This window comes from Caballeronia sp. 11_S32 (assembly GCF_056930355.1).
The window spans coordinates 2,362,433-2,388,656 of the sequence record NZ_JBXOWH010000003.1; the positions used below are offsets into that span (position 1 = coordinate 2,362,433).

A 26,224-nucleotide genomic window follows, 5' to 3' on the forward strand; every position below is an offset into this window, starting at 1 on the left:
CTTGCCGTTGGATGCTCAGTGCAACACGGTTTGCGCAGCCCGGCAGATCGCCAGAAAATCCTTCGACTTCAACGAGGCGCCGCCGATCAGCCCGCCGTCGATGTCCTTTTGCCCGAACAGCTCTTCCGCATTTTCGGGCTTCACGCTGCCGCCGTACAGGAGCGGCACGTTCGCCACCGATGCGCCCTTCTCGATCAGCTTGTGACGCAGGAATGCGTGAACATCCTGCGCCTGTCCCGGCCGCGCGGTCTTGCCCGTGCCGATCGCCCAAACAGGTTCGTACGCGACCACGATTCCCGCCGCCTGCGCTTCCGTCAGCGAGAGCAGGACGGCGTCGATCTGCGTGCCGATGATCTGCTCGGTCGCGCCGGCCTCGCGTTCCTCGAGCGTCTCACCGACGCAGACGATCGGCGTGATCCCCGCTTCGATCGCGCGCTGCGCTTTCGCCGCGACGAGTTCCGGGCTTTCGCGATGATACGCGCGCCGCTCCGAATGCCCGACGATCGCGTAGGTCACGCCGAAGTCCGCCGCCATCTCGGCCGCGACCTCGCCGGTGTAGGCACCGCCCGTATGCGCCGAAATATCCTGGATGCCCCACCGCACCACGGAGCCGCTCAAGAGCGCCTGCGATTGCGCGAGATAGGGACACGGCACGCACACGCCGACACGCACGCCCTTCTGCAAAGCCGATGCGCCCGCGGCGACTTCGGTCAGCAAGGTCGCGTTGTCACCGATGCGACCGTGCATCTTCCAGTTGCCCACCACCAGTTTCGCTCGTTCTCTGGACATAAGTCTCGTCAGTCGGCGGCGGCTTCCGAGAGCCGCCATGTTATAGGAATGAACCCGCTACGAACTGCAAACTGCTTGCAAAACAGGCGATTTTACTGTGTTACGACGAAGCCGGTCAAACCGCCGAAAGCGGGCCGTAACACGCAGCGCCCAAAACACGCGGCGCCGCGGCCGCATGAAACGTCACGCGTTCTCGCGCCAGTCGAGAACGATCTTGCCCACGTGCGTGCTGCTTTCCATGAGCGCATGCGCGGCAGCGGCTTCGGCGGCGGGAAAAACCTGATGGATCACCGGCTTGATGCGCCCCGCCTCGACCTCCGGCCACACGCGTTCCTTCAGCCTGGCGGCGAGCTTCGCCTTGAACGCGACCGGACGCGGACGCAGCGTCGATCCGGTGATGACGAGCCGCCGGCGCAACACGTCGTTCAGATTGATCTCCGCCTTCGCGCCGCCGAGCAGCGCGATCACGCAGATGCGCCCGCCATCGGCCAACGCCTTGAGCTCGCGCTGCACGTAATCGCCGGCGACCATGTCGAGAATCACGTCGACGCCGCGATCGTTCGTCAGCGACTTCACTACTTCGACGAAATCTTCCGTCTTGTAGTTGATCGCGCGCTCCGCGCCGAGCGCCTCGCACGCGCGGCATTTTTCATCGGTGCCGGCGGTGGCGAACACGCGAAAGCCGAGCGCCTTCGCGATCTGGATGGCCGTCACGCCGATGCCGCTCGATCCGCCCTGCACGAGCAGCGTCTCTTCCTCGCCGTTCTCGCCCGCGCCCAGTTGAGCGCGCTCGAAGACATTGCTCCATACCGTGAAGAACGTCTCCGGCAACGATGCGGCTTCGATATCCGACAAACCCTTCGGCACCGGCAGGCATTGCTCGAGCGGCGCAACCGCGTACTCGGCATATCCGCCGCCCGCGAGCAGCGCGCACACGCGATCACCTTTTTTCAGACCGAACGGGTTGTGCTTGGGATCGAAATCGCCATCGACGATTTCACCGGCCACCTCCAGCCCCGGCAGGTCCGACGCCCCCGGCGGCGGCGCATACGCGCCCTTGCGCTGAAACACATCCGGCCGGTTCACGCCCGAAGCCGCCACCTTGATGAGCACTTCGCACTTGCCCGGCGCGGGCGTCGGGCGTTCGCCCAGTTTCAGTACGTCCGGTGCGCCAAACTCCGTGATCTCGATCGCCTTCATATGCTCTCCGTGACTTCGCGTGGGCTTACGTTTCGCCGCAATCCGGCATGGCATCCGAACCGGATGGCACTGCGCGCGCATGAAGCAATCCGCGCTCCACACTGCCATCGAGTCCGATGACGCGTCGGACAATGCATAGCGTCCGAAGCGTCATACATGAAAACGGCCGGCTCGCAAAAGCGGCCGGCCGTCTACACATTACCGCATTACTGCTGCGGGTGCGTAGGCTCTGCCTGCTGCGCGGCTTCGTTCAGAAGCGCCTTGGCCGACAGACGCACGCGGCCCTTCTCGTCCGTCTGGATGACCTTGACCTTCACGATCTGGCCTTCCTTCAGGTAATCGTTGATGTCCTTCACGCGCTCGTTGACGATCTCCGAGATGTGCAGAAGACCATCCTTGCCCGGCAGAATGTTCACGATCGCGCCGAAATCCAGCAGCTTGAGCACCGGGCCTTCGTAGACCTGGCCAACTTCCACTTCGGCCGTGATGTTCTCGATGCGCTTCTTCGCCTCGGCCATGCCTTCGCTCGACGTGCTCGCGATCGTCACGACGCCGTCGTCCGAAATGTCGATGGTCGTGCCGGTCTCTTCCGTCAGCGCGCGGATCACCGAACCGCCCTTGCCGATCACGTCGCGGATTTTCTCCGGATTGATCTTGATGGTGATCATGCGCGGCGCGTAGTCCGACAGCTCCGTGTTCGTGTGCGGAACAGCGGCGGTCATCTTGCCGAGGATGTGCATGCGGCCTTCCTTCGCCTGTGCGAGCGCGACCTGCATGATTTCCTTCGTGATGCCCTGGATCTTGATGTCCATCTGCAGCGCGGTCACGCCTTGCGCCGTGCCGGCCACCTTGAAGTCCATGTCGCCGAGGTGATCTTCGTCGCCGAGGATGTCGGTCAGAACCGCGAACTTGTTGCCTTCGAGGATGAGGCCCATCGCGATGCCCGCGACGTGCGCCTTCATCGGCACGCCGGCGTCCATCAGCGCGAGACAGCCGCCGCAGACCGAAGCCATCGACGACGAACCGTTCGATTCCGTGATTTCCGACACGACGCGGATCGAGTAGCCGAACTCGTCGGCGCTCGGCAGGCAAGCGACCAGCGCGCGCTTGGCCAGACGGCCGTGGCCGATTTCGCGACGCTTCGGCGAACCGACGCGGCCGGTTTCGCCCGTCGCGAACGGCGGCATGTTGTAGTGAAGCATGAAGCGCTCGCGGTATTCGCCCTCGAGTGCGTCGATGTTCTGCTCATCGCCCTTCGTGCCGAGCGTTGCGACGACCAGCGCCTGCGTCTCTCCGCGCGTGAAGAGCGCCGAGCCGTGCGTGCGCGGCAAAACGCCCGTGCGGATTTCGATCGGGCGCACCGTGCGCGTGTCGCGGCCGTCGATGCGCGGCTCGCCGTTCAGGATCTGCGTGCGGACGATCTTCGCTTCGATGTCGAACAGGACGTTGCCGACCGTGGCTGCATCGGCCGCCGCGGTGCCTGCCGCAACCGCTTCTTCCGCGAGCTTCGCCGACGTCGCTGCGTACACTTCCTTCAGCTTGGTCGAACGCGCCTGCTTGTTGCGCAGCTGGTAAGCCGCTTCGAGTTCCGGCTTGGCGATTTCCGCGACGCGCGCAATGAGGGTCTCGTTCTTCGGCGCCGGCTGCCAGTCCCATTCGGGCTTGCCGCCGTCGCGCACGAGTTCGTGGATCGCGTCGATAGCCGTTTGCATCTGCTCGTGGCCGAACACGACCGCGCCGAGCATCACTTCTTCCGAAAGCTGCTGCGCTTCCGACTCAACCATCAGCACCGCGCGCTCCGTGCCCGCGACGACGAGATCGAGCGCCGATTCCTTCATCTGCGGGCGCGTCGGGTTCAGCACGTACTCGTTGTTGAGGTAGGCGACGCGCGCGGCGCCGACCGGGCCGTTGAACGGCAGGCCGGACACGGCGAGCGCGGCCGACGCGCCGATCAGCGCGGGAATGTCAGCCGGAATGTCCGGGTTCAGCGACAGGACGTGAATCACGACCTGCACTTCGTTGTAGAAGCCTTCCGGGAAAAGCGGACGCAGCGGACGGTCGATCAGGCGCGAGATCAGCGTCTCGCCTTCCGACGGACGGCCTTCGCGGCGGAAAAAGCCGCCCGGGATCTTGCCGGCGGCATAGGTTTTTTCGAGGTAATCGACGGTCAGCGGGAAAAAGTCCTGGCCCGGCTTGGCGGTCTTCGCGCCGACGACGGTGGCGAGAACGACGGTGTCTTCGACATCGACGATGACCGCGCCGCTCGCCTGACGAGCGATTTCACCCGTCTCGAGGCGGACGTTGTGCTGCCCCCACTTGAATTCTTTGACGATCTTATTGAACATTTCGACTCCTTCTACGTGTGCGCCGCGCCGGTCGATTGGCGCGGGCGGGAAGGTCCGGAGCCACGCTTGAGAGGTGTGTTATGCCATTCCAGCGCGATGCGCTTCGATGAGCGGCATCGCGCTGGAATGACACAAAGCTCCGCTGCGAGGCTGGACCGAGTGTCGGACCGGATGCATTCATCCGGGGTAAAGCCTATGAACTGCTGAAACTGCCAGATACGAGGCGCCGAGCGCTTGCAAAGCGATCCGGCACCACTTCGCGACCGAAACGTACAAAAACAAAGTGCCTGTATCAGCGAACTGACACAGGCACTTCATTAGAACGTTGGCCGCAAAGCCACGCTTCGCGCCAATTACTTGCGCAGACCCAGCTTCTCGATCAGCGAGCGATAACGGTCTGCGTCCTTGCCCTTCAGGTAGTCGAGCAGCTTACGGCGACGGCTCACCATGCGCAGCAGACCGCGGCGGCTATGGTGGTCCTTCGAGTGCGACTTGAAGTGGACGGTCAGTTCGTTGATGCGGCTCGTCAGCAGTGCGACTTGCACTTCGGGAGAGCCGGTGTCGTTTGCGCCGCGTGCGTATTCAGCGACGATATCGGACTTCTTGATTTCTGCTACGGACATTTGCTTTTCCTTTGATACAGACAGGCGGTCACGGAAGAATGGCCGTGCCGTGGATTTACAAAAAATGAATCGTTCGAGGCCATGCGCCAAAAACGAAGCGCAGAGTATAGCACAGCGCGATGTCTCGCCGAAGGACTTCTGCGCGAGCCAAATCAAGGATTTAGCGGGCCGGGCGCGTCATCTTGCAGGTCGTCGGCTGCGCGGTCCTGTCGGCGGGGACGTTCAGCAGCGTGCGAAAACCAAAGCCCGAGCCTTCGTTGTCGAATTTCACGCCCTTCGTTCCCGCCTTGTCCATTTCCATCACATATAGGGGCTGGATCACCTGATGATCCTCCGCGCGCATGGTCATCGCGTGGAAGCCCTCGCCGTCGAACTTCATGCCCTCCAGCGCGCGCGCCACCGCGAGCGGGTCGGCGCTGGCCGCGCGCGTCATCGCCGCGGCGAGCATTTCGATCATCAGCGGCATGCGCAGCACGAGATAGTCGTCGGACGCGGCGGGATAGCGGGCGCGGAAAGCCTGGTAATAGGTGTCCGACGCGGCGCCGCCCGCATTCGGATGCCAGTCCGCCACGGCGATCACGCGCTTCACGCCCGCGTCGCCGAGTGCCGCCGGCGCGCCCAGGCTGTTGCCGTAGAACGTGTAGAACTTCGTGTCGAGCCCCTGCTCGCGCGCCGCCTTCACGAGCAGCGTGAGATCGTTGCCCCAGTTGCCTGTGATCACGGCACCCGCCCCGCTCGCGCGAATCTTCGCGATGTACGGCGCGAAATCCTTCACGCGCCCGATCGGATGAAACTCGTCGCCGGCAATCGCGATATCCGGGCGCCGCTCCTTCAGCGCGCGCTGCGCTTCGCGGCTCACGTCGTGACCGAAACTGTAGTCCTGATTCAGCAGATAGACCTTCTTCACCGCGCGATCGTCCTTGAGCGCATCGGCGAGCGCGTCCATGCGCATGCCCGCGTGGGCGTCGAAGCGGAAGTGCCAGAAACTGCACGCGTCGTTGGTGAGCGCGGGATCGTCGGCGGAATAGTTGAGGAACAGCACGCGCCGCTCCGGCTCGCGCGCGTTCTGCTTGTCGATGGCCGCGACGAGCGCCGCCGCCACCGCCGAGCTGTTGCCCTGCATGACGAAGCTGATTTTCTCGTCGATCGCCGCGCGCAGTTGCACGAGGCTCGCTTCACTGCTGCCTTTTCCGTCGAGCACGACGAGCTGCAGCGGATGCATGCCGTCGGCGAGCTTCACGCCGCCCTTCGCGTTCACGCGTTCGACGCCGAAGCGCAGGTTGCGCTCGACCATTGCGCCGGCGTTCGCGAACGGGCCGGACATGCCTTCGATCAGCGCCAGCTTGACGGGCGGCAAATCGGCCGCACGCGCCGTCAAGGACAATGCGAGGCACGCCGATGCCGCGACACGCAGCCATCGCGTCGCGCGCCCGCCGATTCGTTTCTTCATGGTCCGCACCTGATCCGCCGAAAGCGCGGATCATAGGCCGCGCCGCGTTTGCCGCGCAAGTGCGAGATTGCCGACACATCCGCTCGAATGCCGCGACGTCGCGGAGAATGCTTTGCCGCGCGCGCGTGTCAAAATCACGCAAAACATCGAACGATCCAGCACGTGGAGGCTGCCATGCTGCACTTATTCAACCGCCTGCGCGTCACGCTCGCGGGCGCGAGCGTCGCGCTGCTGCTCACGGCCTGCGCGCAGCCGTGGCAGAACTATCAGGCCGGCGCCGATGTATCGACCGTCATCGCCCGCCTCGGCCCGCCGCGCGAAGTCTACGATCTGCCCAACGGCGGCAAGCGCCTGATGTGGCCGACGCAGCCGCTCGGCGAATTCACCACCGCCGCCGATATCGACGCGTCCGGCAGGATCGTCAGCGTGCGCCAGGTGCTCGACGAGAACGAGTTCTACAAGGCGCAGATCGGCACCTGGACGAGAAAGGACGTGCTCGAGAACTTCGGCCGTCCGGTGGAGACGTCGTACTTTCCGCTGATGAAGCGCGAAGTCTGGACGTATCGCTACATGGAAGCGAACATCTGGTACCTGATGTACAACTTCTATTTCGATGAGCAGGGCATCTTGCGCATGACGCAGAAGACGCCCGACCCGCTGCATGATCCCGACAGGCGCAGTCTGTTCTGAGCGCGCCGCACCAAAGAAAAAGCCCTCTCGCGAGGGCTTTTTCAATCAGACGGGACGACGCTCGACTCAAAGCTGCGGATTGAGCTTCTCGACCTTCGAATGCAGCTTGTTCAACGCGGCGATGTACGCCTTCGCCGAAGCCGCGACGATATCCGGGTCCGTGCCCACGCCGTTCACGATGCGCCCGCTCTTCGACAGACGCACCGTCACTTCGCCCTGCGCCTGCGTGCCGGTCGTGATCGCGTTGACCGAGTACAGCACGAGTTCCGCGCCGCTTTCGACCTTCGACTCGATCGCGTGCAGCGTCGCATCGACCGGGCCGTTGCCGCGCGCTTCGCCCGTGACTTCGGTGCCTTCCACCGCGAACACGACCTTCGCCTGCGGCTGCTCGCCGGTTTCCGAATGCTGCTTCATCGACACGAAGCGGTAGTGCTCCTTCGCCTGCGCTTCGGCGGATTCCTCGGAGACGATCTGCATGATGTCTTCGTCGAAAATCTCGGCCTTGCGGTCCGCGAGATCCTTGAAGCGCGCGAACGCGGCGTTCACGTCGGCTTCGGATTCCAGCGTCACGCCGAGCTCCTCCAGGCGCTGTTTGAACGCGTTACGGCCGGAGAGTTTGCCGAGCACGATCTTGTTCGCACTCCAGCCCACGTCTTCCGCGCGCATGATTTCATACGTGTCGCGCGCCTTCAGCACGCCGTCCTGGTGAATGCCCGACGCGTGCGCGAACGCGTTCGCGCCGACCACCGCCTTGTTCGGCTGCACGACGAAGCCGGTGATCTGCGAGACGAGCTTGGACGTGGGCACGATCTGTGTCGTGTCGATGCCGAGATCGAGGCCGAAGTAGTCCTTGCGCGTCTTCACCGACATCACGATCTCTTCGAGCGACGTATTGCCCGCGCGCTCGCCGAGACCGTTGATCGTGCACTCGACCTGACGCGCGCCGCCGATCTTCACGCCCGCGAGCGAATTGGCGACCGCCATGCCGAGGTCGTCGTGGCAGTGCACGGACCAGATCGCCTTGTCGGAATTCGGCACGCGCTCACGCAGCGTCTTGACGAGATTGCCGTAGAGCTCGGGCACGCCGTAGCCGACCGTATCCGCGATGTTGATGGTGCGCGCGCCTTCGTCGATCACCGCTTCGAGCACGCGGCAGAGGAAATCGATGTCCGAACGGCTGCCGTCTTCCGGCGAGAACTCGACGTCATCCGTGAAGTTGCGCGCGAAACGCACCGCGAGACGCGCCTGGTCGTAGACCTGCTCCGGCGTCATGCGCAGCTTCTTTTCCATGTGCAGCGCCGACGTGGCGATGAACGTGTGGATGCGGAACTGGTTCGCGGGCTTGAGCGCGTCGGCGGCGCGCTGGATGTCTTTGTCGTTCGCGCGGGCGAGCGAGCAGACCGTGCTGTCCTTCACGAGCGAGGCGATGGAATGGATCGCGTCGAAATCGCCGTTCGAGCTGGCGGCGAAGCCCGCTTCGATCACGTCGACCTTCATGCGCTCCAGCTGCTTCGCGATGCGGATCTTCTCTTCCTTCGTCATCGACGCGCCGGGGGACTGCTCGCCATCGCGCAAGGTCGTGTCGAAGATGATCAACTTGTCTGCTGCCATGTTGGGCTCCTGTGGGGAGATTTATCGATTGTTGGAAATATCGCGATCGTGTGGAAACGATAAGGCAAAAGGGAATTCGGGTGTTCGCGCCACCGCTGGCGTCGAAAACCTGAATTGGACGAGCAGACGGGAGGCGAGACGAATCAGCGCGATAGGCGCGCTAGCAGCGATAGTGCGCGTAGCGACGACGCACCTGCCGGGAACAGCGAGAAGGGGAACGGGAAAAAGTTCATTCAAAAACTATAACGGCTTTTGCGAACGCGTGCAATGAGGCTTTCCGATGGAGCCGATCGACTTTTACATGCCGCGCGGCCGGCTCGGAAAAACGGCTCGGAAAAACAAAAAAGCCTGCATCCGAAAGGAAGCAGGCTTTTCGATTGCCGCTTGTCGCGATCTGGCCGGCAGTGTCAGTAACCGCCGATGGTCGCGCTCACGCGCTGGCGCAGTTCCGAGCCATCGCCGACTTGCGCGTTCTCGATACGGCGCGCGCCCTGGAAACGCTTTTCCCAGTAGCCGTCTTCCATGTCGTCGACGCGGATCGTGCTGCCGGTGGACGGCGAATGCACGAACTTGTTGTCGCCGATATAGATGCCGACGTGCGAGAACGAACGGCGCATCGTGTTGAAGAACACGAGATCGCCCGGTTTCAGTTCGCTCACGGCGACCTTCTCGCCGACGCGGCTCATTTCCTCGGCGCGGCGCGGCAGGGTCATGCCAAGCGTGTCCTGGAAGACGTAGCGGACGAAGCCGCTGCAGTCGAGGCCCGAATCGGGCGAATTGCCGCCCCAGCGATAGCGCACGCCGATCATGTTCAGCGCGCCGACGACGACATCGCCGGCTTTGCTCGCCACGCCCGACAGAAACGACTTTGCGCCGCCCGACGTGCTGGCGGTGTCTGCGGTCGCTGCATCATTGGATTTGGAGGAAAAAATGCCATTGCTGGCATTTTGGCTTCTACTGCTGACTTCGTCGGCGAACGCGCCGGAAGTTGTTGTCATCAGGAGGCCGATCAACATGCTCGCGGCGGCGCGCGCGCATGTCTGAGTCATCGTTAGTGGCTGCATCGGTCGGTAGGTTTTACAATTAAAAGCTGCTAAATCAGGGAGATACGTGAAAGTTTGGAGGGATACTAGCCATAAAGTATTTAACTGTCAAAAGAAATAGAAAAATACAATTGAGATGGGCACTCAATTGGTGAAAAAGAAAGATTTTTAGGAATCTAGGGCTGCTTTCAGAAGCTTTCTTGTGTATTCGTCGGAAGGGTTCGCAAAAATCTTCTCTACTTCCCCCGCTTCCACGACAAAACCATTCCGCATCACCGCGACGCGATGCGCCATTGCGCCGATCACCTGCAAGTCATGGCTGATGAAAACATAGCCGAGATTGTGCTTCTTCTGAATGTCGGCGAGCAGCGCAAGTACTTGAGTCTGAATGGAAACATCGAGCGCGCTCGTCGGCTCGTCGAGGATCAGGATGCTCGGCTCCAGCACGAGGGCGCGCGCGATCGCGATGCGCTGCCGCTGTCCGCCCGAAAACTCATGCGGATAGCGATCGAGCGCCGAACGGTCCATGCCGACTTCGCGCAGCACCGCGATCACCTTCGCGCGCCGCGCGGCCGAATCGAGTTCCGGGCGATGCAGCGCGAGCCCTTCCCCGACGATCCGCGCAACCGTCTGCCGCGGCGAGAGCGAGCTGAACGGGTCCTGAAACACCACTTGAAGATTCGAGCGCAGCACGGTTTTTTCGCGTCCGCGGAAATCGCTGAGCGCGCGGCCCTGAAACTGCACCGTGCCGTTCGACGTGCGCTGCAGGCCGAGGAGCGCCATCGCGAGCGTGGACTTCCCCGAACCCGACTCGCCGACGATGCCGAGCGTCTCGCCCTGCCGCAGCGTCAGCGTCACGTCGTCGACGGCTTTGAAACGACCGCGCCTGAACCAGCCGGCGAAACCCGGCAGGCGCGTCGGATAGTCCACCGACACGTCCTTCGCGTCGAGCAATACCGGCGCGATCGGCAGCACGGGCAGCACGCTGCGCTTCGGCTTGCTCGCCAGAAGACGCTGCGTGTACGGATGCTGCGGCGACGTGAAAATCTCCTCCACCGCGCCGCTCTCGACGAGCACGCCCTTCTCCATCACCGCGACGCGCTCGGCGAAACGCCGCACGAGATTCAGGTCGTGCGTGATGAGCAGCACGGCCATGCCGCGTTTCTCGGCTTCATCGCGCTGCAGCTCCAGCAGCAATTCGACGATCTGCGCGCGGATCGTCACGTCGAGCGCCGTGGTCGGCTCGTCGGCGAGCAGAAGCCGCGGCCGGCACGCGAGCGCCATCGCGATCATGACGCGCTGGCGCTGTCCGCCCGATAGCTGATGCGGATAGCTGTCGACACGCCGCTCCGGCTCCGTGATGCCCGTGCGCGCGAGCAGCGCGATTGCGCGCTGCCTCGCCTCGCGCGGGGTCGCGCCGTCGTGCAGTTGAATCGTTTCGCCGATCTGGTCGCCCACCGTGTAGAGCGGATTGAGCGCGGTCATCGGCTCCTGGAAGATCATCGCGATGTCGGAGCCGCGCAGGCCGCGCATCGCGTGCTCGCTCTTCGAAAGCAGTTCGTCGCCGGCGAAGCGGATCGAGCCGCTGAGTTCGGCGTCGCGCAAGAGGCGCAGGATCGACAGCGCCGTCACGCTCTTGCCCGAGCCCGATTCACCGACGAGCGCCACACGCTCGCCCGCGCGTATTTCGAGATTCGCGCCGTCGACAGCGAGCGTGTCGCCGAAGCGCACGCGCAGGTCTTCGATCGAAAGTAGCGGCTCGCTCACTGCCCGCCTCCCGCTTTGACCGCATCGGAGATGCGCGTATCCAGGGCGTTGCGCAAGGCATCGCCCATGAAGGTGAGCAGCAGCAACGTGGCGACGAGCACGCCGAACGTCGAGAGCGAAATCCACCACGCATCGAGATTCGCCTTGCCTTGTGCAAGCAGTTCGCCGAGCGACGGCGTTGGCGATGGCACGCCGAGCCCGAGAAAATCGAGGCTCGTCAGCGCGAGAATCGCGCCGCTCATGCGAAACGGCAAAAACGTGATGACCGGCGTCATGCTGTTGGGCAACACGTGCCGCCAGATGATCTGCCAGTTCGAGAGCCCCATCGCGCGCGCCGCACGCACGTAGTCTTGCGTGCGATTGCGCAGAAACTCCGCGCGCACATAATCCGATAAGCCGATCCACCCAAACAGCGACAGCAGAATGATCAACAGAATCAGGCTAGGCTCGAAAATCGACGCAAAGATGATCAGCAGATAAAGCTCCGGCAGCGCGCTCCATATCTCGATCAGCCGCTGCCCGGTGATATCGATCCTTCCGCCGAAATAACCCTGCACCGCGCCCGCGACGACACCGACCGCCGTCCCGATCGCGGTGAGCACGAGCGCGAACAGCACCGACACGCGAAAGCCGTACACGAGCCGCGCGAACACATCGCGGCCGCGGTCGTCGGTGCCGAGCCAGTTTTCCCGCGAAGGCGGCGCGGGATTCGAGCCCTTCGAGAAGTAATTGAGCGTGTCGTAGTAGTAGTGATTCGGCGGATAGATCGCGAAGTTGCCGGGCGCGCTGAACCGATCGCGCACAAAGGGATCGAGATAGTCGGCGGGCGTCGGGAAGTCGCCGCCGAAGGTCGTCTCCGCATACGTCTTCACGAGCGGAAAGTAGAACTGCCCCTGATAGCGCACGACGAGCGGCTTGTCGTTCGACCACAACGGCCCCGCGAGGCTGATGACGAACGCCGCGACGAACACGATGAGGCTCCAGTAGCCCAGTCGATTGCGCTTGAAGCGCTGCCAGACGCGCCGCCCGGGCGGCACCGAAACCTCGTCGCGCAGCGGCTGCGCGTCGCTGCCGTTGACGCCGCGCCGTGAAGATCGTGGTGAAGCGGCTCGATTCAAATCAGCGCTCCAGTTGTTCGAATTGAATGCGCGGATCGACCCAGACGTAGCACAGGTCCGAGACGAGCTTCGTCGCGAGGCCGATCAGCGTGAAGAGATAGAGCGTGCCGAGCACGACCGGATAGTCGCGCCGCACGACGGATTCGTACGAGAGCAGGCCGAGGCCGTCGAGCGAAAAGAGCGTTTCGATCAGCAGGCTGCCCGTGAAGAACGCGCCGATGAACGCCGCCGGAAAGCCGACGATCAGCGGCAGCAGCGCATTGCGGAACACGTGCTTCCAGAGCACGCGGCGCTCGCTCAAGCCTTTGGCGCGCGCGGTCAGCACGTACTGTTTGCGGATCTCGTCGAGAAACGCGTTCTTCGTGAGCATCGTGATGATGGCGAAGCTGCCGACCACCGACGCCGCCACCGGCAACGTGATGTGCCACAGATAATCGAGAATCTTGCCGCCGAGCGAGAGCGTCGCCCAGTTGTCGGAGGTGAGATTGCGCAACGGGAACAGTTGCCAGAACGACCCGCCGCCGAACAGCACGAGCAGCAGCACGCCCAGCACGAAGCCTGGAATCGCGAAGCCAATGAGCACGATGAGACTCGTCGCGACATCGAACTTCGAGCCGTTTTTCACCGCCTTCGCGATGCCGAGCGGCACCGATATCAGATACGTGATGAAGAAGGTCCACAAGCCGATGCTGATCGACACCGGCAGCTTCGAAACGATCAGCGACCACACGCTCTGATGCCTGAAATAGCTCTCGCCGAGATCGAAGCGCGCGAATTTGCCGAGCATGAGGAAGTATCGCTGCAGCGGCGGCTTGTCGAAGCCGTAGAGCTTCTTGAGCTGCTCGACCTGTTGCGCGTCGACGCCCGTGTGCGTGCGCAGCCCGAAGCCGCCGCCACCGCCTTCCGACTGGCCGCGCCGCAGATCGTGCACCGCCTGCTCGACCGGTCCGCCCGGCACGAACTGGATCACGACGAACGTGAGCGTCAAGACGCCGATGAGCGTCGGGATCATCAAGAGAATGCGTTTAAGGATGTAGCTCCACATGGCGCGTCCTCGTTACTTCGCCGCGTGCGCGGGCTTCGCCCACCACGTCGATATGACCCACTCCTCGGCGCCGTAATACAGCGGCAATGTCGACGGATACGCGAGCGTATTGCGATACGCCACGCGATGCGTCGCCGAGTACCAGTGCGGCACCACATAGCAGCCGTTCATCAGCACGCGATCGAGCGCGTGCGTCGCGTCGACGAGCTGCTCGCGCGTCTGCGCGGAGATCACCTTCTGCAGGATCGCATCGATGGCCGGCGATTTCACGCCCGCGAGATTGTCGGAGCCCTGCTCGTCCGCGGACTTGCTGCCGAAGCGCGAGACCTGCTCGGTGCCCGGAACCTGCACGTCGGGCATGCGCACGCTCGTCATGTCGAAGTCGAACGCGTCGAGACGCTTCTGGATCAGCGCGTAATCGACGGTGCGAAAGTTCATCGTGATGCCGAGCTTCTGCAGATTGCGCCCGAACGCGGCCGCGACCGGTTCCATGGACGCGCCGCCGCCGGTGTCGTCGAGAATCTCGAAGACGAACGGCTCGCCCTTTGCGTTGCGCAGCGCGCCGTCGCGATACGTCCAGCCGGCCTGAGCGAGCAATTCGCGCGCCTTGATCAGATTCGCGCGCAGCGAGCCGGGCGGGTCCGTATCGGGCTGGCGCGGCATCTCGCCGAACACGGCGGGATCGAGCTGCGTCTTCAGCGGGTTCAATATGGAGAGCTCGCCATCGCTCGGCTTGCCCTTCGCCTGCAGATCCGTATTGACGAAGAAACTGTCGATGCGTCGGTACTGGTTGAAGAACAGTTGCCGGTTCAGCCACTCGAAATCGAGCGCGAGATCGAGCGCCTGGCGCACGCGCACATCCTTGAAGAGCGGCTTGCGCGTGTTCATGAAGAAGCCCTGCATGCCCGTGCCGTTGTGCTGCGGGAATTCGCGCTTGATGAGTTCGCCGCTGTCGAAGCGCTTGCCGATATCGCGCCGCACCCAGCTTCGCGCGACGTATTCGACGAGCACGTCGTATTCGCCCGCCTTGAACGCTTCGAGGCGCGCGGTGGGATCGCCGTAGAGCTTGTAATCGATGTGCGCGAAGTTGAACAACCCGACGCGCACCGGCAGCCCCGCGCCCCAGTAATCCGGATTGCGCTTGTATGAGATGGTGCGGCCGTTGTCGAAGCGGTCGATCAGATACGGCCCGCTGCCGATGGGCTTCTGGAACGCGATCTGATCGAACGGAATGCGCGTGCCGTCGGGCTTCACGCCCCACTTGCGCGAGAACACGGGGATGCCGCCCGCGAGCAGCGGCATTTCGCGCGTCGCGATCTTGAACTCGAAGCGGATCGTGAGCGGATCGACGACGACCGCGCGCGCGATCTGCCCGAAGTAGACCGAGAACTGCGGCGCGGCCTTCGGGCTCTTCAGCGTTTCGAACGAGAACTTCACGTCTTCGGCCGTGACCGGATCGCCGTTGGAAAAGCGCGCTTTCGGATTGATGTGGAACGTCGTCGACATGCCGTCAGGGGCGACGGAGATATCGTCGGCGAGGAGGCCGTACGCGGTGGATACCTCGTCGGAACTGCCTGTCGTCAGGCTCTCGAACATCAGCGAAAGACCCGGCGCGGGGTTGCCGCGCAGCGTGAACGGATTGAACTTGTCGAAGCTCGTCAGCCGGTTCGGATTCGCGAGCACGAGCGTGCCGTCGCGCGGCGCATCGGGATTGACGTAATCGAAGTGCTTGAAACCGGCCGGATATTTCGGCTCGCCGTATTGCGCGATCGCGTGAACCGCGCTGGCCGGGCTCGCGATCGATGCGATCGAACCGGCCAGCGCGCAGGCGATGAACCAGTGTGAGGCGCGGGATGAGCGGATCGTCGTGCGAGTCGTCATGGGCCTCTTGGCGCGATGTGAATGGGTGACGCGATTGAAGAGACCCGAACGAAAGCCCGGAGCGAACGCCGCAAGAATGCTCGGCGGGGCATTGCGATGTGAGAGAATTCTACCCAAAATCATGCGCCAATCGGCCTGGGACACAGGCATGCCCATCGGAGCCGATCGCGCCACGCACGACGCGCGCGGCACCCGATCAAGCGCCCGCGCGACATTGACATCAAAGAAGGAGCATTCATGGGCTTTCTCGCTGGAAAACGAATTCTGCTGACGGGCCTGCTGTCGAACCGCTCGATCGCTTACGGCATCGCCGAGGCCTGCAAGCGCGAAGGCGCGGAGCTGGCGTTCACGTATGTCGGCGAGCGTTTCAAGGAGCGCATCACCGAATTCGCGACCGAGTTCGGCAGCGACATGGTCTACCCCTGCGACGTCGCCGACGATGCGCAGATCGAGGCGCTCTTCACCTCGCTCAAGGAACGATGGGACTCGCTCGACGGCCTCGTGCATTCCATCGGCTTCGCGCCGCGCGAGGCGATCGCCGGCGACTTCCTCGACGGCATGACGCGCGAGAACTTCCGCGTCGCGCACGATATCTCCGCGTACAGCTTCCCCGCGCTCGCGAAGGCCGCGCTGCCGATGCTGAAAGACGGCTCGTCGCTGCTCACGCTTTCCTATCTCGGCGCCGAGCGCGCACTGCCGAACTACAACACGATGGGTCTCGCGAAGGCATCGCTCGAAGCGAGCGTGCGTTACATGGCGGCGTCGCCGTCGCTCGGCGGCAAGGGCGTGCGTGTCAACGCCATCTCGGCCGGCCCCATCAAGACGCTCGCGGCGAGCGGCATCAAGGGCTTCGGCAAGATTCTGAACTTCGTCGAAGAAAACGCGCCGCTCAAGCGCAACGTGACCATCGAGCAAGTGGGCAATGTCGCGGCGTTCCTGCTGTCGGATCTGTCGGGCGGCGTGAGCGCGGAGGTCGTCCATGTCGATGCCGGGTTCCACGCGGTCGTCGGCGGAATGGGCAGCGAAGCGGAATAAGCGCTCGTTCGCCGCGCTCGAAGAAAAAAGCGCCGCTCACTTGAGGTGAGCGGCGCTTTTTCGTTTGCTGCGGCAGGCTCAAGCCCTGCCCTCAGTGATGTCCGTGCCCGTTCCCGTGGCCCTTGCCATGCCCATTGCCGTGACCGTGGCCATGCCCATGATGGCCATACCAGTCGTTGCGGTTCCAGTATCGGCGGCCGTCCCAGTAACGGTCGCCGTGCCAGCCGATCACCACCGGCGCCACGTACACCGGCGCGGGCTGATAGATGACAGGCGGCGGAGGCGGCGCATAAACCGGCGTCGGCGCGACGTACACCGGCGCGGGAATGCCGACGTTCACGCCCACATGCACATCCGCGCGCGCGATGCTCGTCGCGCCCAAGGCCGCGACCGCCAGCACGCCCGCCACGATTCGTCCCGCAAGTTTCTTTTTCATACGCAAACGCACCTCGCTTTTTTGCTTGTTCGCTTGCGGAAAAATATAACGGAAAGCTTTCAGCACAATATTTCAGCTTTGTAAGTTCTTGCTCGCCTGCGCGTAATGTCAGGAGAAAGCTTACTTTTTGTTACATTGTGTGGCAGCAGGAATTTGCTGTCAGGCAGCGGGCGTTGCGCGAATCCAACCTCTGATTATTGAGCGCGCACGAAAAAGCCACCCGCTTCCGGGTGGCTTCCATGGGTCCGCAGCGCTCGATGAAAACGCTCAATGCCAGCCGTGATGGCCGTGACCGTGGCCATGGCCCTGATCGTCATCGTCGTCGCGATCGTGGCCGTATCCGTGGCCGTGATGGCGATACCAGTCGTCGCGTTCCCAATAGCGGCGGCCGTCCCAGTAACGATCGCCGTGCCAGCCGATCACGACGACCGGCTGCGCATACACCGGCTGCGGCGCGTAAACGACGGGCGGCGGAGGCGGCGCATAGACCGGCTCGGGCGCCACGTACACGGGCGCGGGCACACCGATGTTGACGCCTACGGACACGCCCGCATTGGCCGCGCCGGACAGCATCAGGCCGCCGATCATCACGGCGCCAGCCAGCACGGAAGCCTTCGATACCTTGTTCATGTGAAGCCCCACCTCGATGGGTTGTTTGTTGTGTTGGCCGGACTATATCGGATGGAAACCGCGGCGAGTGTTCGGCTTCGTAACCACCTATTACTGAGCAGAAACCGAGCAAAAACTTACGAAAAGTAAGCCTCGCGCGTATGAAAAACGGCGGCCTTCGATTGCCGAAGGCCGCCGCTCGCGATGCGACCCGCGTCGCTCAGTTCGGTAGTTCCTGGCCCTTCGTTTCGGGCGCGAGCGGAATCACCGCGAGACCGATCAGGAACGCGACCGCCGTGATTGCGATCGGCACGCCGAGGGTCTTCATGTTGAGCACCATCGCGCCGATGCCGAAATTCACGATCGCACCGAAGAAGCGCCCGATCGACGTGCAGAACGCGAAGGCGGTTGCACGCACGCGGGTCTCGAACTGCTCGGGCAGCCACAGCGAGAACAGCGCGAAGTTGCCGCCGAAGAAGCCCAGCACGACGAGCAGCGCGATGAACGGCACGAGCCCGTTCGGCAGGTAGAACGCCCAGCCGAACGCGAGCGCGATCGAAGCCGCCATGCCGGCGAAATACACCGCGAGCGTCTTTCTGCGGCCGATCTTCTCGGCCATCGGCGGCAATGCGAGACAGCCGATGATCGTGCCGATCGAAAGCAGCCCCGTCGCGATCGACGCCATGCGCGCCGCTTCCGCCTTGTCCATGCCCGCCTTCGTCGCGAGCTGGATGACCGCCGACGGCTCGTACACCGCGCCCGCCCACAGACCGATGATCGCCACCGTCAGCAGCACGGCCGCGACGATCGTGCGCTTGCGGTATTGCGCATTGAAGATCGCCTTGAGCGAGCTCTCATGCCTGACGTGCGGATGACCCGCTTCGGCGCGCTGCCACTTGTCGGTTTCCTTCACGCGCAGGAGCACCATGATCGACACGACGACCGGAAACAGCCCGACGAGGAACATCGCGCGCCAGCCGAACGCCGCGCCGATCGTGTAATTCAGCGCGGCCGCGAGAAAGAAGCCCGCGTAGTAGCCCGTCTGCAGATAGCCCGCGCCCATCTTGCGCCGATCCTCCGGCCATGCTTCCGCGACATACGTCCCAGCCAGCGCCCATTCCCCGCCGATACCCACGCCCGCGAAGAAGCGATAGATGCCGAGTTCCCACACCGTATGCGCGGTCGCGGCGAGCCCGGTGAAAATCGCGAACGTGAAGATGGTCGCCGCGAGCACCTTGGTGCGCCCGAAGCGGTCGGCGAGCGGCCCCCAGATGAACGACAGGCCCCACCCCACCAGAAAGAGCGCGAACAGAATCGAGCCCGCGAGACCGACGTTCGCCGGCGTCGCCACGTAGCCCGAGCGCGGCAGCAATTCCGTCAGCGCGGGGGCGAGCACGAGCGCGTAGATGAACGAATCCATTCCGTCGAGCGTCCAGCCGGCCCACGCGCCCCAGAAACCGGTGATCTGCGACCGGTTGAGCGGCGTCTTCCTGGCGCGCGTGGCGCGTATCTCTCGATCCAGCGTTGTCGGCATGGCCATGTCTCTTTAAGGGAATTAACGACGCGCCATCGAATAGTGTTTGTTATGGCGTCTAGGGAAAGCACCGGGGTTCGATGTGCATTTTTATATATAATATTTGAACATCGACATACGACAACTCCGCACTTTCACCTAGCCATGCCGACCGATCTTTCCGCCGGATCGCAGACTCCGGCTTCATTTCGCGACGCGCAGTTCGAACCGCGCCAGAGCACGTCGCGCTTCATCGCGGATGCGCTGCGCGCCGCGATCGTCGAAGGTTCGCTGTTGCCGGGCGAGCCGCTGCGTCAGGACGCAATCGCGCGGCAGTTTTCCGTGAGCGCGATTCCGGTGCGCGAGGCGTTCCGCCAGCTCGAAAGCGAAGGCTGGGTGACGATCGAGCCGAATCGCGGCGCGGCCGTCAGCCTGCAATCCGCCGACGAGGCGCGCGAGATCTACGAGATCCGCGCATCGCTGGAAAGCCTGGCGATCGGCATTGCGATCGGGCATCACACGCCCGAGACGCTCGCCGAGTCGAAACGCCTGCTCGAAGCCGCCGAGAGCGAGCCCGATCCGGCGCTCTATGTGGTGCGCAACGAGCAGTTCCACATGAGCCTCTACGCGCCCGCGAACCGTCCGCGCCTGATGGAGCTGATCGGTCAGATGCATCGGCGCGGCGAGCGCTATCTGCGCCTGAAGCTCGGGCTTCCGATTCACAAGGATTCCTCCGATGCCGAGCACCGCGCGATCTTCGAAGCGCTTGCCGCGCGCGACATAGAACAGGCGCAGACGCTCGTCGCGCGCCATCTGCTCGCGACGGGCGAACTGATCTACCGCTTTCTCGCCGATGCCCAGGCGCTCGCTCAAACGAGCCATGTCAAGAAGAAGCGCCGCGCACCATCCCGAACGATCTCCCCGAAGGCCGACCGATGAACTCGTCCACACCCGCCGACGCGCTCGCCGCACCCCGCAACTGGAACACGCGCGCGCAGGAAAAGGCGCGGCGTCTGAAGCTGATCGAGCCGTGGCTGAACGGCTCCGTGCTCGATACCGCGCGCATCGTCGATGCCCTGAGCGCGCTGATCGTCACCGGCGATCGCGTCGCGCTCGAAGGCAACAACCAGAAGCAGGCCGACTTCCTTTCGCGCGCATTCGCGAAGCTCGATCCCGCGCGCGTGCACGACGTGCATCTGCTCATCTCGAGCATCAGCCGGCCGGAGCATCTCGCGCTCTTCGAGCAAGGCATCGCGCGCAAGGTCGATTTCGCGTTCGCGGGGCCGCAGAGCCTGCGTGTCGCGCAACTGCTCGAAGACGGCATGCTGGAGATCGGCGCGATCTATACGTATATCGAACTGTATGCGCGCATGTTCATCGATCTCACGCCGCAGGTGGCGCTCGTGTGCGCGGTGCAGGCGGACCGGCACGGCAATCTCTATACCGGCGCGAACACCGAGGACACGCCGACCATCGTCGAGGCCACCGCGTTTCGTCATGGCATCGTCGTCGCGCAAGTCAATGAGATCGTCGATGAACTGCCGCGCGTCGATATCCCCGGCTCGTGGGTCGATGTCGTCGTGGAGGCGGACAAGCCGTTCGCCGTCGAGCCGCTCTTCACGCGCGATCCGCGCCACATCGGCGAATTGCAGATCCTCATGGGGATGATGACGATCCGCGGCATCTACGACCGCTATGGCGTGACCTCGCTCAATCACGGCATCGGCTTCGATACCGCCGCGATCGAACTGCTTCTGCCGACTTACGGCGAAGCGCTCGGGCTCAAGGGCAAGATCTGCACGAACTGGGCGCTCAATCCGCATCCGACGCTCATTCCCGCGATCGAATCCGGCTGGGTGCAAAGCGTGCATTGCTTCGGCAGCGAAGTCGGCATGGAGGATTACATCGCGGCGCGCTCCGACGTGTTCTTCACCGGACGCGACGGCAGCCTGCGCTCGAATCGCGTGTTCTGTCAGCTTGCGGGGCAATATGGCGTCGATCTCTTCATCGGCTCGACCTTGCAGATGGACGCGGACGCGAACTCGTCGACGGTCACGCTCGGGCGGCTTGCCGGCTTCGGCGGCGCGCCGAACATGGGACACGATCCGCGCGGACGCCGCCATTCGAGCGACGCGTGGCTCAAGCTGCTTAAGGACGACGGCCCGAATCCGAAGATCGCGCGCGGTCACAAGCTCGTCGTGCAGACCGCCGAGACGTACAAGAAAGGCGGCGAGCCGACCATCGTCGATGCGCTCGATGCGATCGCCGTCGGCGAGAAAAGCGGCATGCCGATCGCGCCCGTGATGATCTACGGCGACGATGTCACGCACGTCGTGACCGAGGAAGGCATCGCGTATCTGCATGCGGCCGAAGGCGTCGATGAGCGCCGCGCCGCGCTCGCGGCGGTCGCGGGCGTGACGCCTATCGGCATGCGCGCCGATCCTGCGAAGACGGCGGAACTGAGACGGCGCGGCATCGTCGCGTATCCGGAAGATCTCGGCGTGCGGCGCGGCGAAGCGAAGCGCTCGCTGCTCGCGGCGCGCAGCATCGACGATCTCGTCGCGTGGTCCGGCGGCCTGTACGCGCCGCCCGCGCGCTTCAGAAGCTGGTGATCCCGATGGCTGGAAAGACAGCAGCGGCCCTTCCCCTTCCGCGCGACGATGCCCGCGCATTCACGACTTCGCCGCTGACCATAGCCGCGCACGCCGTCGATGCGCTGATCGCCGAGGCGCGTCTCACGCCGAAGCCCGCGCTCGTCGATGAACGCGGCAGCGGCGCGCATTGCGATCTCGATCTGGACACGATGCTGCGTTCCGCGCATGCCTTGCAGCCGACGTTTCTCGCGATCGCGCGCGCGGCGCGCGGCGCGCAGCCGTCGCAGGTCTTGCGCGAGCAGCTGGCGCGCATCGGCCGTGAAGGCGAAGCCGCGATGATGCGCGCGACCGACGGCAGCAACGCGCATCGCGGCGCGATCTGGATCATCGGTTTGCTGTGCGCGGGCGCGGCGATGCATGCGCCCGGCGACAGCGAAGCGATCTGCGCATCGGCCGCGCAAATCGCGCGCTTCGACGATCGATACGCGCCCGCATCGGCGGCGGCGAGCCACGGCGCGCGCGCGAGCGAACGCTATCGGGTTGCGGGCGCGCGCGGCGAGGCGCGCGACGGCTTTCCGCATGCGCTGCGCATCGGCCTGCCCGCCCTCGACGATGCGCGCGCACGCGGTATCGGCGAATCCGGCGCGCGGCTCGATGCGCTGATCGCGATCATCGCGTCACTCGACGATACGTGTCTTTTGCATCGCGGCGGGCTGAACGCGCTCGACGTGGCGAAACGCGGCGCGCAGCGCGTGCGGCGCAAAGGCGGCGCGAGCACGCACGAAGGCCGCGCCAAGCTGGAAAGACTCGAAGCCGAATTGCTGGCATTGAATGCATCGCCCGGCGGCGCCGCCGACCTGCTCGCGGCGACGCTCTTTCTCGACAGTCTCAGGCGCCTGGCTTAAGGCGCATCGAAGAGGACCGACCGATGGAAAACATGCGATACGAATACCCGGCCAAACGGCCCGTCACGCGCCGCGCGCACGTGGGCGTGGTCGGCTCGGGCGATCTCGAAGTGCTGCTCTCGCCATCGCAGCATGCGAACGCGGAAGTGGTGATCCGCACGAGCGTCGATGGTTACGGCCACGTGTGGAAGAGCGTGCTCGACCGCTTCTTCCAGCGCTACGACGGCGCCGCGAAAATCGAAGTCAACGACTTCGGCGCGACGCCCGGCGTCGTCATGCTGCGCCTGAGCGAAGCCGTGGAAGCGAGCGAAGGAGACACGCCATGAACGCGCACGACACTTTTCTCGCGCGGCACAGCTTTATCGAACTGACGGCGCGCGAGCGCGCGCAATCATTGCTCGATAAAGGCACGTTCCGCGAACTGCTCGGCCCGTTCGACCGGCTCGAATCGCCGTGGCTCGCGATGCAGAACATCGTCTGCCAGTCCGACGACGGCGGTGTCGTCGCGCGCGGCACGCTTGCCGGCGAGCCCGCGGTGATCGCCGCGATCGAGCCCGCGTTCCAGGGCGGCAGCATCGGCGAAGTGTCGGGCGCGAAGATCGCGGCGGCGCTCGAGATGGCCTTGAGCGAATGCGAAGCGGGCCGCCCTATTCGCCCCGTGGTGCTGTTCGAAACCGGCGGCGTGCGCTTGCAGGAAGCGAACCTCGGGCTGGCCGTCATCGCCGAGATTCAGGCGGCGATCGTCGCGCTCAGGCGTCACGTGCCGGTCGTCGGCGTGATCGGCGGCATGGTCGGCTGCTTCGGCGGCATGTCGCTCGCGGCGGCGCTCTGCACCGAACTCGTGATGACGCGTCAGGCGCGCCTCGGCATGAACGGCCCCGAAGTGATCGAGCAGGAAGCGGGCATCGAGGAACTCGATTCGGGCGACCGTCGACTCATCTGGTCGATGATCGGCGGCGAGGAACGCGTCGCGGTCGGGCTGGCGGATACGCTCGTCGAAGACGATACCGACCAGGTTCGAGCCGCCGTGCTCGCCGCGTTCACGCGCGGCGTGCCGAAGCTGCATCGCAGCGAGAACGTCGACGGCTTCATCGCGCGGCTCGCGCAGGTGAATCCGGAGGCCATCGATCCCGACACACTGCGCACCTTGTGGGGCACATCATGACCGCCATTCTTTCCCGCGGCGCGCGCTGGCTCGACGCGCTGACGGCCGAAGCCCAAGAAGCCCAGGCCGCCGGAAGCGGCCCGATCCGCGCCCGCGACGGCCAGCTAGGCGGCGAACGCGCGAGCTTCTTCGCCGTCGTGCCCGACCCCGCGAACCGCTTTCCCCGCGCGACCGACAACGTCGTCGGGCTCGAACAGGGATGGCTGCTCGCCCGCGCCGTGCGCGCGGTCATCGACGCCGACCGCGATGCCGACGTGAAGCGCCCGATCGTCGCCGTGGTCGACGTGAAGAGCCAGGCGTACGGGCGTCGCGAGGAGCTGCTCGGCATTCACCTCGCGTGCGCCGCCGCCGTCGATGCCTACGCGAGCGCGCGGCTCGCCGGGCATCCGGTCATCGCGCTGATCGTCGGGCCGGCGATGTCGGGCGCGTATCTCGCGCACGGCTATCAGGCAAACCGCATCATCGCGCTCGATGCGCCCGGCACCGCGGTCCACGCAATGGGCAAGGAAGCCGCGGCGCGCGTCACGCGGCGCAGCGTCGAGAGTCTCGACGCGCTCGGCGACACGGTTCTGCCGATGTCGTACAAGATGAGCGCGTACGCGAAGCTCGGATTGCTGCACGAGCTGATCGAAGACATCGACGCCGATGCGCCCTCTTCCGCCGACATCGAGCGCGTGAAGACGTCGCTCGCCACCGCGGTGAAGGACGCGCGCAACGGTCCGCGCGATCTGTCGAACCGTCTCACGTCGGCCGAAGCGAAGCGCACACGCGCCGCGTCGATCGAAGTGCGCAGGCGCATGCGCGAGCAGTGGAGCGCGTGATGAGCCGCGCGCCGCGTCCGCACGATTTGCTGCGCCTCACGCCCGATGCGCCGCCTTTCGCCGACGCGCCCGCGTGGGTCGCGGCGGCGCTCGCGCGTGCGCCTTTCGTGGTCGTGCGGCGCGCGCCTCGCATCGGCGATGCGATCGCGGTCGGCGTGCGCGGCGTCACGCGCGGCGAACGCTTCGGCACGTGGATCGATCCGCACCGGATCGATGCGCTGCTCACGCCCGAGGATCTGCGCACGCGCGCGCCTGAGCCCGCGCGCGCCGCCCTGCCCGCGTTCGCGTTGCTGCGCGCGGTCGCGCCGGTCATCGACGCGTCCGGTCTCGAATGGGGGCCAGCGGGCAGCGCCGGCTTCGAGCTCGCGAGCGCACTGCCGACGATCACGCAGGCGAGCGACCTCGACATCGTCGTGCGCGCGCCGGCGCCCCTGCCGCGCGCGGATGCCGCCACGCTCCTCGACGCGCTCTCGCTCGCCGCGCGCAAGGCAGGCGCGCGCATCGACGTGCAAATCGAAACGCCCGAAGCCGCGTTCTCGCTCGCCGAGTTCGCGCGCGCCAATCTGCGCGTGATGCTGCGGCACGCCGACGGTCCGCGTCTCGTCACCGATCCGTGGGCGGCGGCATGATCGCTTTTCTCTTTCCCGGACAAGGCGCGCAGACCCCGGGCTTCCTGCATCGTCTCGGCGGCGAGAAGCCGCATCCGGCTATCGCGCGCACGCTCGGCGAAGCGTCGGACGTGCTCGGCGAAAACGTGCACCTGCTCGATACCGCCGATGCCCTCGCGTCGACCGTCGCCGTGCAGGTCGCGCTCGTCGTCGCGGGCGTGGCGGCGGCGCGCGCGCTTGCGGACGAAGGTGTCGAGCCGCAAGCTGTCGCGGGGCTGTCGGTCGGCGCGTACGGCGCGGCGGCCGTCAGCGGCGCGATCGCCTTCGCCGATGCGCTAACGCTCGTGCGCCTGCGCGCGCAACTGATGCAGGACGCCTATCCGCGCGGCTACGGCATGCTCGCCGTGCTCGGGCTGAACGAAACCGAGATCGCCCGCGCGATCGCCGACAGCGGCGCCGATGCGTACATCGGCAATCTGAATGCGCCGCGCCAGATCGTCGTGTCGGGCAGCGACGACGCGCTCGCCAGCGTTCGCGACATCGTGCTGTCACGCGGCGCGCGCAAGGCCGAGCGCCTGTGCGTCAGCGTGCCGTCGCATTGCGTGCTGCTCGACGATGCCGCCGGACGGCTCATCGAAGCCGCCAACGCCGTGCATATCGGCACGCCGCGTGTCGCGTATGTCGGCAATCGCGGCGCGCGCGTGCTGCGCCGCGCCGACGCTATCCGCGATGACCTCGCCACCAATCTGCGCTATCCCGTGCGCTGGCACGATTCGACCGTCGCGCTGGCCGAACTCGGTGCGAAGGTGTTCGTCGAAATGCCGCCAGGACAAACGCTCACCCAGCTCGCGGCGGAAGCCCTGCCCGACGCCGCGAGCATCGCGATGGACGCATCGCCTGTCTCATCCGTGGCCGCCCGCGTGCGCGCCGCCTGCCGCCGCGCGCAGGACTGATTCACTGCGTGTGCACCACTGAT

General features: G+C 64.8%; 24 protein-coding genes. 10 read left to right on the plus strand and 14 right to left on the minus strand.

Annotation, left to right across the window (positions count from 1 at the left end; translation table 11 throughout):
* Positions 1-15 precede the first annotated feature (15 nt).
* The 5 genes from tpiA to AC1Z32_RS22725 form a co-directional block, all read right to left on the minus strand.
* Positions 16-789: a triose-phosphate isomerase gene (gene tpiA, locus AC1Z32_RS22705; protein ID WP_483480742.1), complete on the minus strand. Its 774-nt coding sequence runs from the start codon at positions 787-789 to the stop codon at positions 16-18.
* Between the two features lie 183 nt (positions 790-972).
* Positions 973-1,989, minus strand: a complete 1,017-nt coding sequence (locus tag AC1Z32_RS22710) for an NAD(P)H-quinone oxidoreductase (protein WP_483480744.1) — start codon at positions 1,987-1,989, stop codon at positions 973-975.
* A 206-nt stretch (positions 1,990-2,195) separates the two neighbouring features.
* On the minus strand, positions 2,196-4,334 hold the full coding sequence (gene pnp, locus AC1Z32_RS22715; protein WP_483480746.1) for a polyribonucleotide nucleotidyltransferase: 2,139 nt from the start codon (positions 4,332-4,334) through the stop codon (positions 2,196-2,198).
* Positions 4,335-4,687: 353 nt separating this feature from the next.
* The gene (gene rpsO, locus AC1Z32_RS22720; protein WP_008341789.1) at positions 4,688-4,957 is read right to left on the minus strand and encodes a 30S ribosomal protein S15; all 270 of its coding nucleotides are present in this window, start codon (positions 4,955-4,957) and stop codon (positions 4,688-4,690) included.
* 160 nt (positions 4,958-5,117) lie between these two features.
* Positions 5,118-6,407, minus strand: a complete 1,290-nt coding sequence (locus tag AC1Z32_RS22725; protein ID WP_483480748.1) for a branched-chain amino acid ABC transporter substrate-binding protein — start codon at positions 6,405-6,407, stop codon at positions 5,118-5,120.
* A 174-nt stretch (positions 6,408-6,581) separates the two neighbouring features.
* On the opposite strand from AC1Z32_RS22725, the gene AC1Z32_RS22730 reads away from it, so the two are divergent.
* On the plus strand, positions 6,582-7,097 hold the full coding sequence (locus AC1Z32_RS22730) for a hypothetical protein (protein ID WP_483480750.1): 516 nt from the start codon (positions 6,582-6,584) through the stop codon (positions 7,095-7,097).
* 66 nt (positions 7,098-7,163) lie between these two features.
* On the opposite strand, the gene AC1Z32_RS22735 is transcribed toward AC1Z32_RS22730, so the two are convergent.
* The 6 genes from AC1Z32_RS22735 to AC1Z32_RS22760 form a co-directional block, all read right to left on the minus strand.
* Complete coding sequence (locus AC1Z32_RS22735; RefSeq protein ID WP_483480752.1) at positions 7,164-8,708, minus strand: 2-isopropylmalate synthase; 1,545 nt, start codon at positions 8,706-8,708, stop codon at positions 7,164-7,166.
* A gap of 407 nt (positions 8,709-9,115) precedes the next feature.
* Positions 9,116-9,772, minus strand: a complete 657-nt coding sequence (locus AC1Z32_RS22740; protein ID WP_483480754.1) for a C40 family peptidase — start codon at positions 9,770-9,772, stop codon at positions 9,116-9,118.
* Positions 9,773-9,919: 147 nt separating this feature from the next.
* Positions 9,920-11,518, minus strand: coding sequence for an ABC transporter ATP-binding protein (locus AC1Z32_RS22745; protein ID WP_483480756.1), 1,599 nt, complete (start codon positions 11,516-11,518; stop codon positions 9,920-9,922).
* Complete coding sequence (locus AC1Z32_RS22750) at positions 11,515-12,573, minus strand: ABC transporter permease (protein WP_483481717.1); 1,059 nt, start codon at positions 12,571-12,573, stop codon at positions 11,515-11,517. The genes AC1Z32_RS22745 and AC1Z32_RS22750 overlap by 4 nt, the downstream gene beginning before the upstream one ends.
* A gap of 64 nt (positions 12,574-12,637) precedes the next feature.
* The gene (locus tag AC1Z32_RS22755; protein ID WP_483480758.1) at positions 12,638-13,681 is read right to left on the minus strand and encodes a microcin C ABC transporter permease YejB; all 1,044 of its coding nucleotides are present in this window, start codon (positions 13,679-13,681) and stop codon (positions 12,638-12,640) included.
* 12 nt (positions 13,682-13,693) lie between these two features.
* Positions 13,694-15,562: an extracellular solute-binding protein gene (locus tag AC1Z32_RS22760; RefSeq protein WP_483480760.1), complete on the minus strand. Its 1,869-nt coding sequence runs from the start codon at positions 15,560-15,562 to the stop codon at positions 13,694-13,696.
* Between the two features lie 237 nt (positions 15,563-15,799).
* On the opposite strand from AC1Z32_RS22760, the gene fabI reads away from it, so the two are divergent.
* Entirely contained in the window at positions 15,800-16,597 is a 798-nt protein-coding gene (fabI, locus tag AC1Z32_RS22765; RefSeq protein ID WP_483480762.1) for an enoyl-ACP reductase FabI, read from the plus strand.
* Positions 16,598-16,688: 91 nt separating this feature from the next.
* Here fabI and AC1Z32_RS22770 read toward each other — a convergent pair whose 3' ends face one another.
* From AC1Z32_RS22770 to AC1Z32_RS22780, 3 genes are all read right to left on the minus strand, one after another.
* Entirely contained in the window at positions 16,689-17,033 is a 345-nt protein-coding gene (locus tag AC1Z32_RS22770) for a hypothetical protein (RefSeq protein WP_483480764.1), read from the minus strand.
* 267 nt (positions 17,034-17,300) lie between these two features.
* Positions 17,301-17,663 carry a hypothetical protein gene (locus AC1Z32_RS22775; protein ID WP_483480766.1) on the minus strand — a complete coding sequence of 121 codons (363 nt, stop codon included), beginning with the start codon at positions 17,661-17,663 and terminating at the stop codon, positions 17,301-17,303.
* Between the two features lie 199 nt (positions 17,664-17,862).
* Positions 17,863-19,176 carry an MFS transporter gene (locus tag AC1Z32_RS22780; protein ID WP_483480768.1) on the minus strand — a complete coding sequence of 438 codons (1,314 nt, stop codon included), beginning with the start codon at positions 19,174-19,176 and terminating at the stop codon, positions 17,863-17,865.
* 144 nt (positions 19,177-19,320) lie between these two features.
* On the opposite strand from AC1Z32_RS22780, the gene AC1Z32_RS22785 reads away from it, so the two are divergent.
* From AC1Z32_RS22785 to mdcH, 8 genes are read left to right on the plus strand one after another with little or no spacing between them, the layout of a single operon-like run.
* Positions 19,321-20,094, plus strand: a complete 774-nt coding sequence (locus tag AC1Z32_RS22785) for a GntR family transcriptional regulator (protein ID WP_483480770.1) — start codon at positions 19,321-19,323, stop codon at positions 20,092-20,094.
* Entirely contained in the window at positions 20,091-21,767 is a 1,677-nt protein-coding gene (gene mdcA / locus AC1Z32_RS22790; protein WP_483480772.1) for a malonate decarboxylase subunit alpha, read from the plus strand. The genes AC1Z32_RS22785 and mdcA overlap by 4 nt, the downstream gene beginning before the upstream one ends.
* A 5-nt stretch (positions 21,768-21,772) precedes the next feature.
* Positions 21,773-22,654: a triphosphoribosyl-dephospho-CoA synthase gene (locus tag AC1Z32_RS22795; protein ID WP_483480774.1), complete on the plus strand. Its 882-nt coding sequence runs from the start codon at positions 21,773-21,775 to the stop codon at positions 22,652-22,654.
* Positions 22,655-22,677: 23 nt separating this feature from the next.
* Complete coding sequence (locus AC1Z32_RS22800) at positions 22,678-22,980, plus strand: malonate decarboxylase subunit delta (RefSeq protein ID WP_483480776.1); 303 nt, start codon at positions 22,678-22,680, stop codon at positions 22,978-22,980.
* Positions 22,977-23,819 (plus strand): biotin-independent malonate decarboxylase subunit beta, encoded by an 843-nt coding sequence (locus AC1Z32_RS22805; RefSeq protein WP_483480778.1) that lies wholly within the window; start codon positions 22,977-22,979, stop codon positions 23,817-23,819. Before AC1Z32_RS22800 ends, AC1Z32_RS22805 begins: the two co-directional genes overlap by 4 nt.
* Positions 23,816-24,640, plus strand: a complete 825-nt coding sequence (mdcE, locus tag AC1Z32_RS22810) for a biotin-independent malonate decarboxylase subunit gamma (protein WP_483480780.1) — start codon at positions 23,816-23,818, stop codon at positions 24,638-24,640. Before AC1Z32_RS22805 ends, mdcE begins: the two co-directional genes overlap by 4 nt.
* Positions 24,640-25,269 (plus strand): malonate decarboxylase holo-ACP synthase, encoded by a 630-nt coding sequence (locus AC1Z32_RS22815; protein WP_483480782.1) that lies wholly within the window; start codon positions 24,640-24,642, stop codon positions 25,267-25,269. Before mdcE ends, AC1Z32_RS22815 begins: the two co-directional genes overlap by 1 nt.
* On the plus strand, positions 25,266-26,201 hold the full coding sequence (mdcH, locus tag AC1Z32_RS22820; RefSeq protein WP_483480784.1) for a malonate decarboxylase subunit epsilon: 936 nt from the start codon (positions 25,266-25,268) through the stop codon (positions 26,199-26,201). Before AC1Z32_RS22815 ends, mdcH begins: the two co-directional genes overlap by 4 nt.
* Positions 26,202-26,224 lie beyond the last annotated feature (23 nt).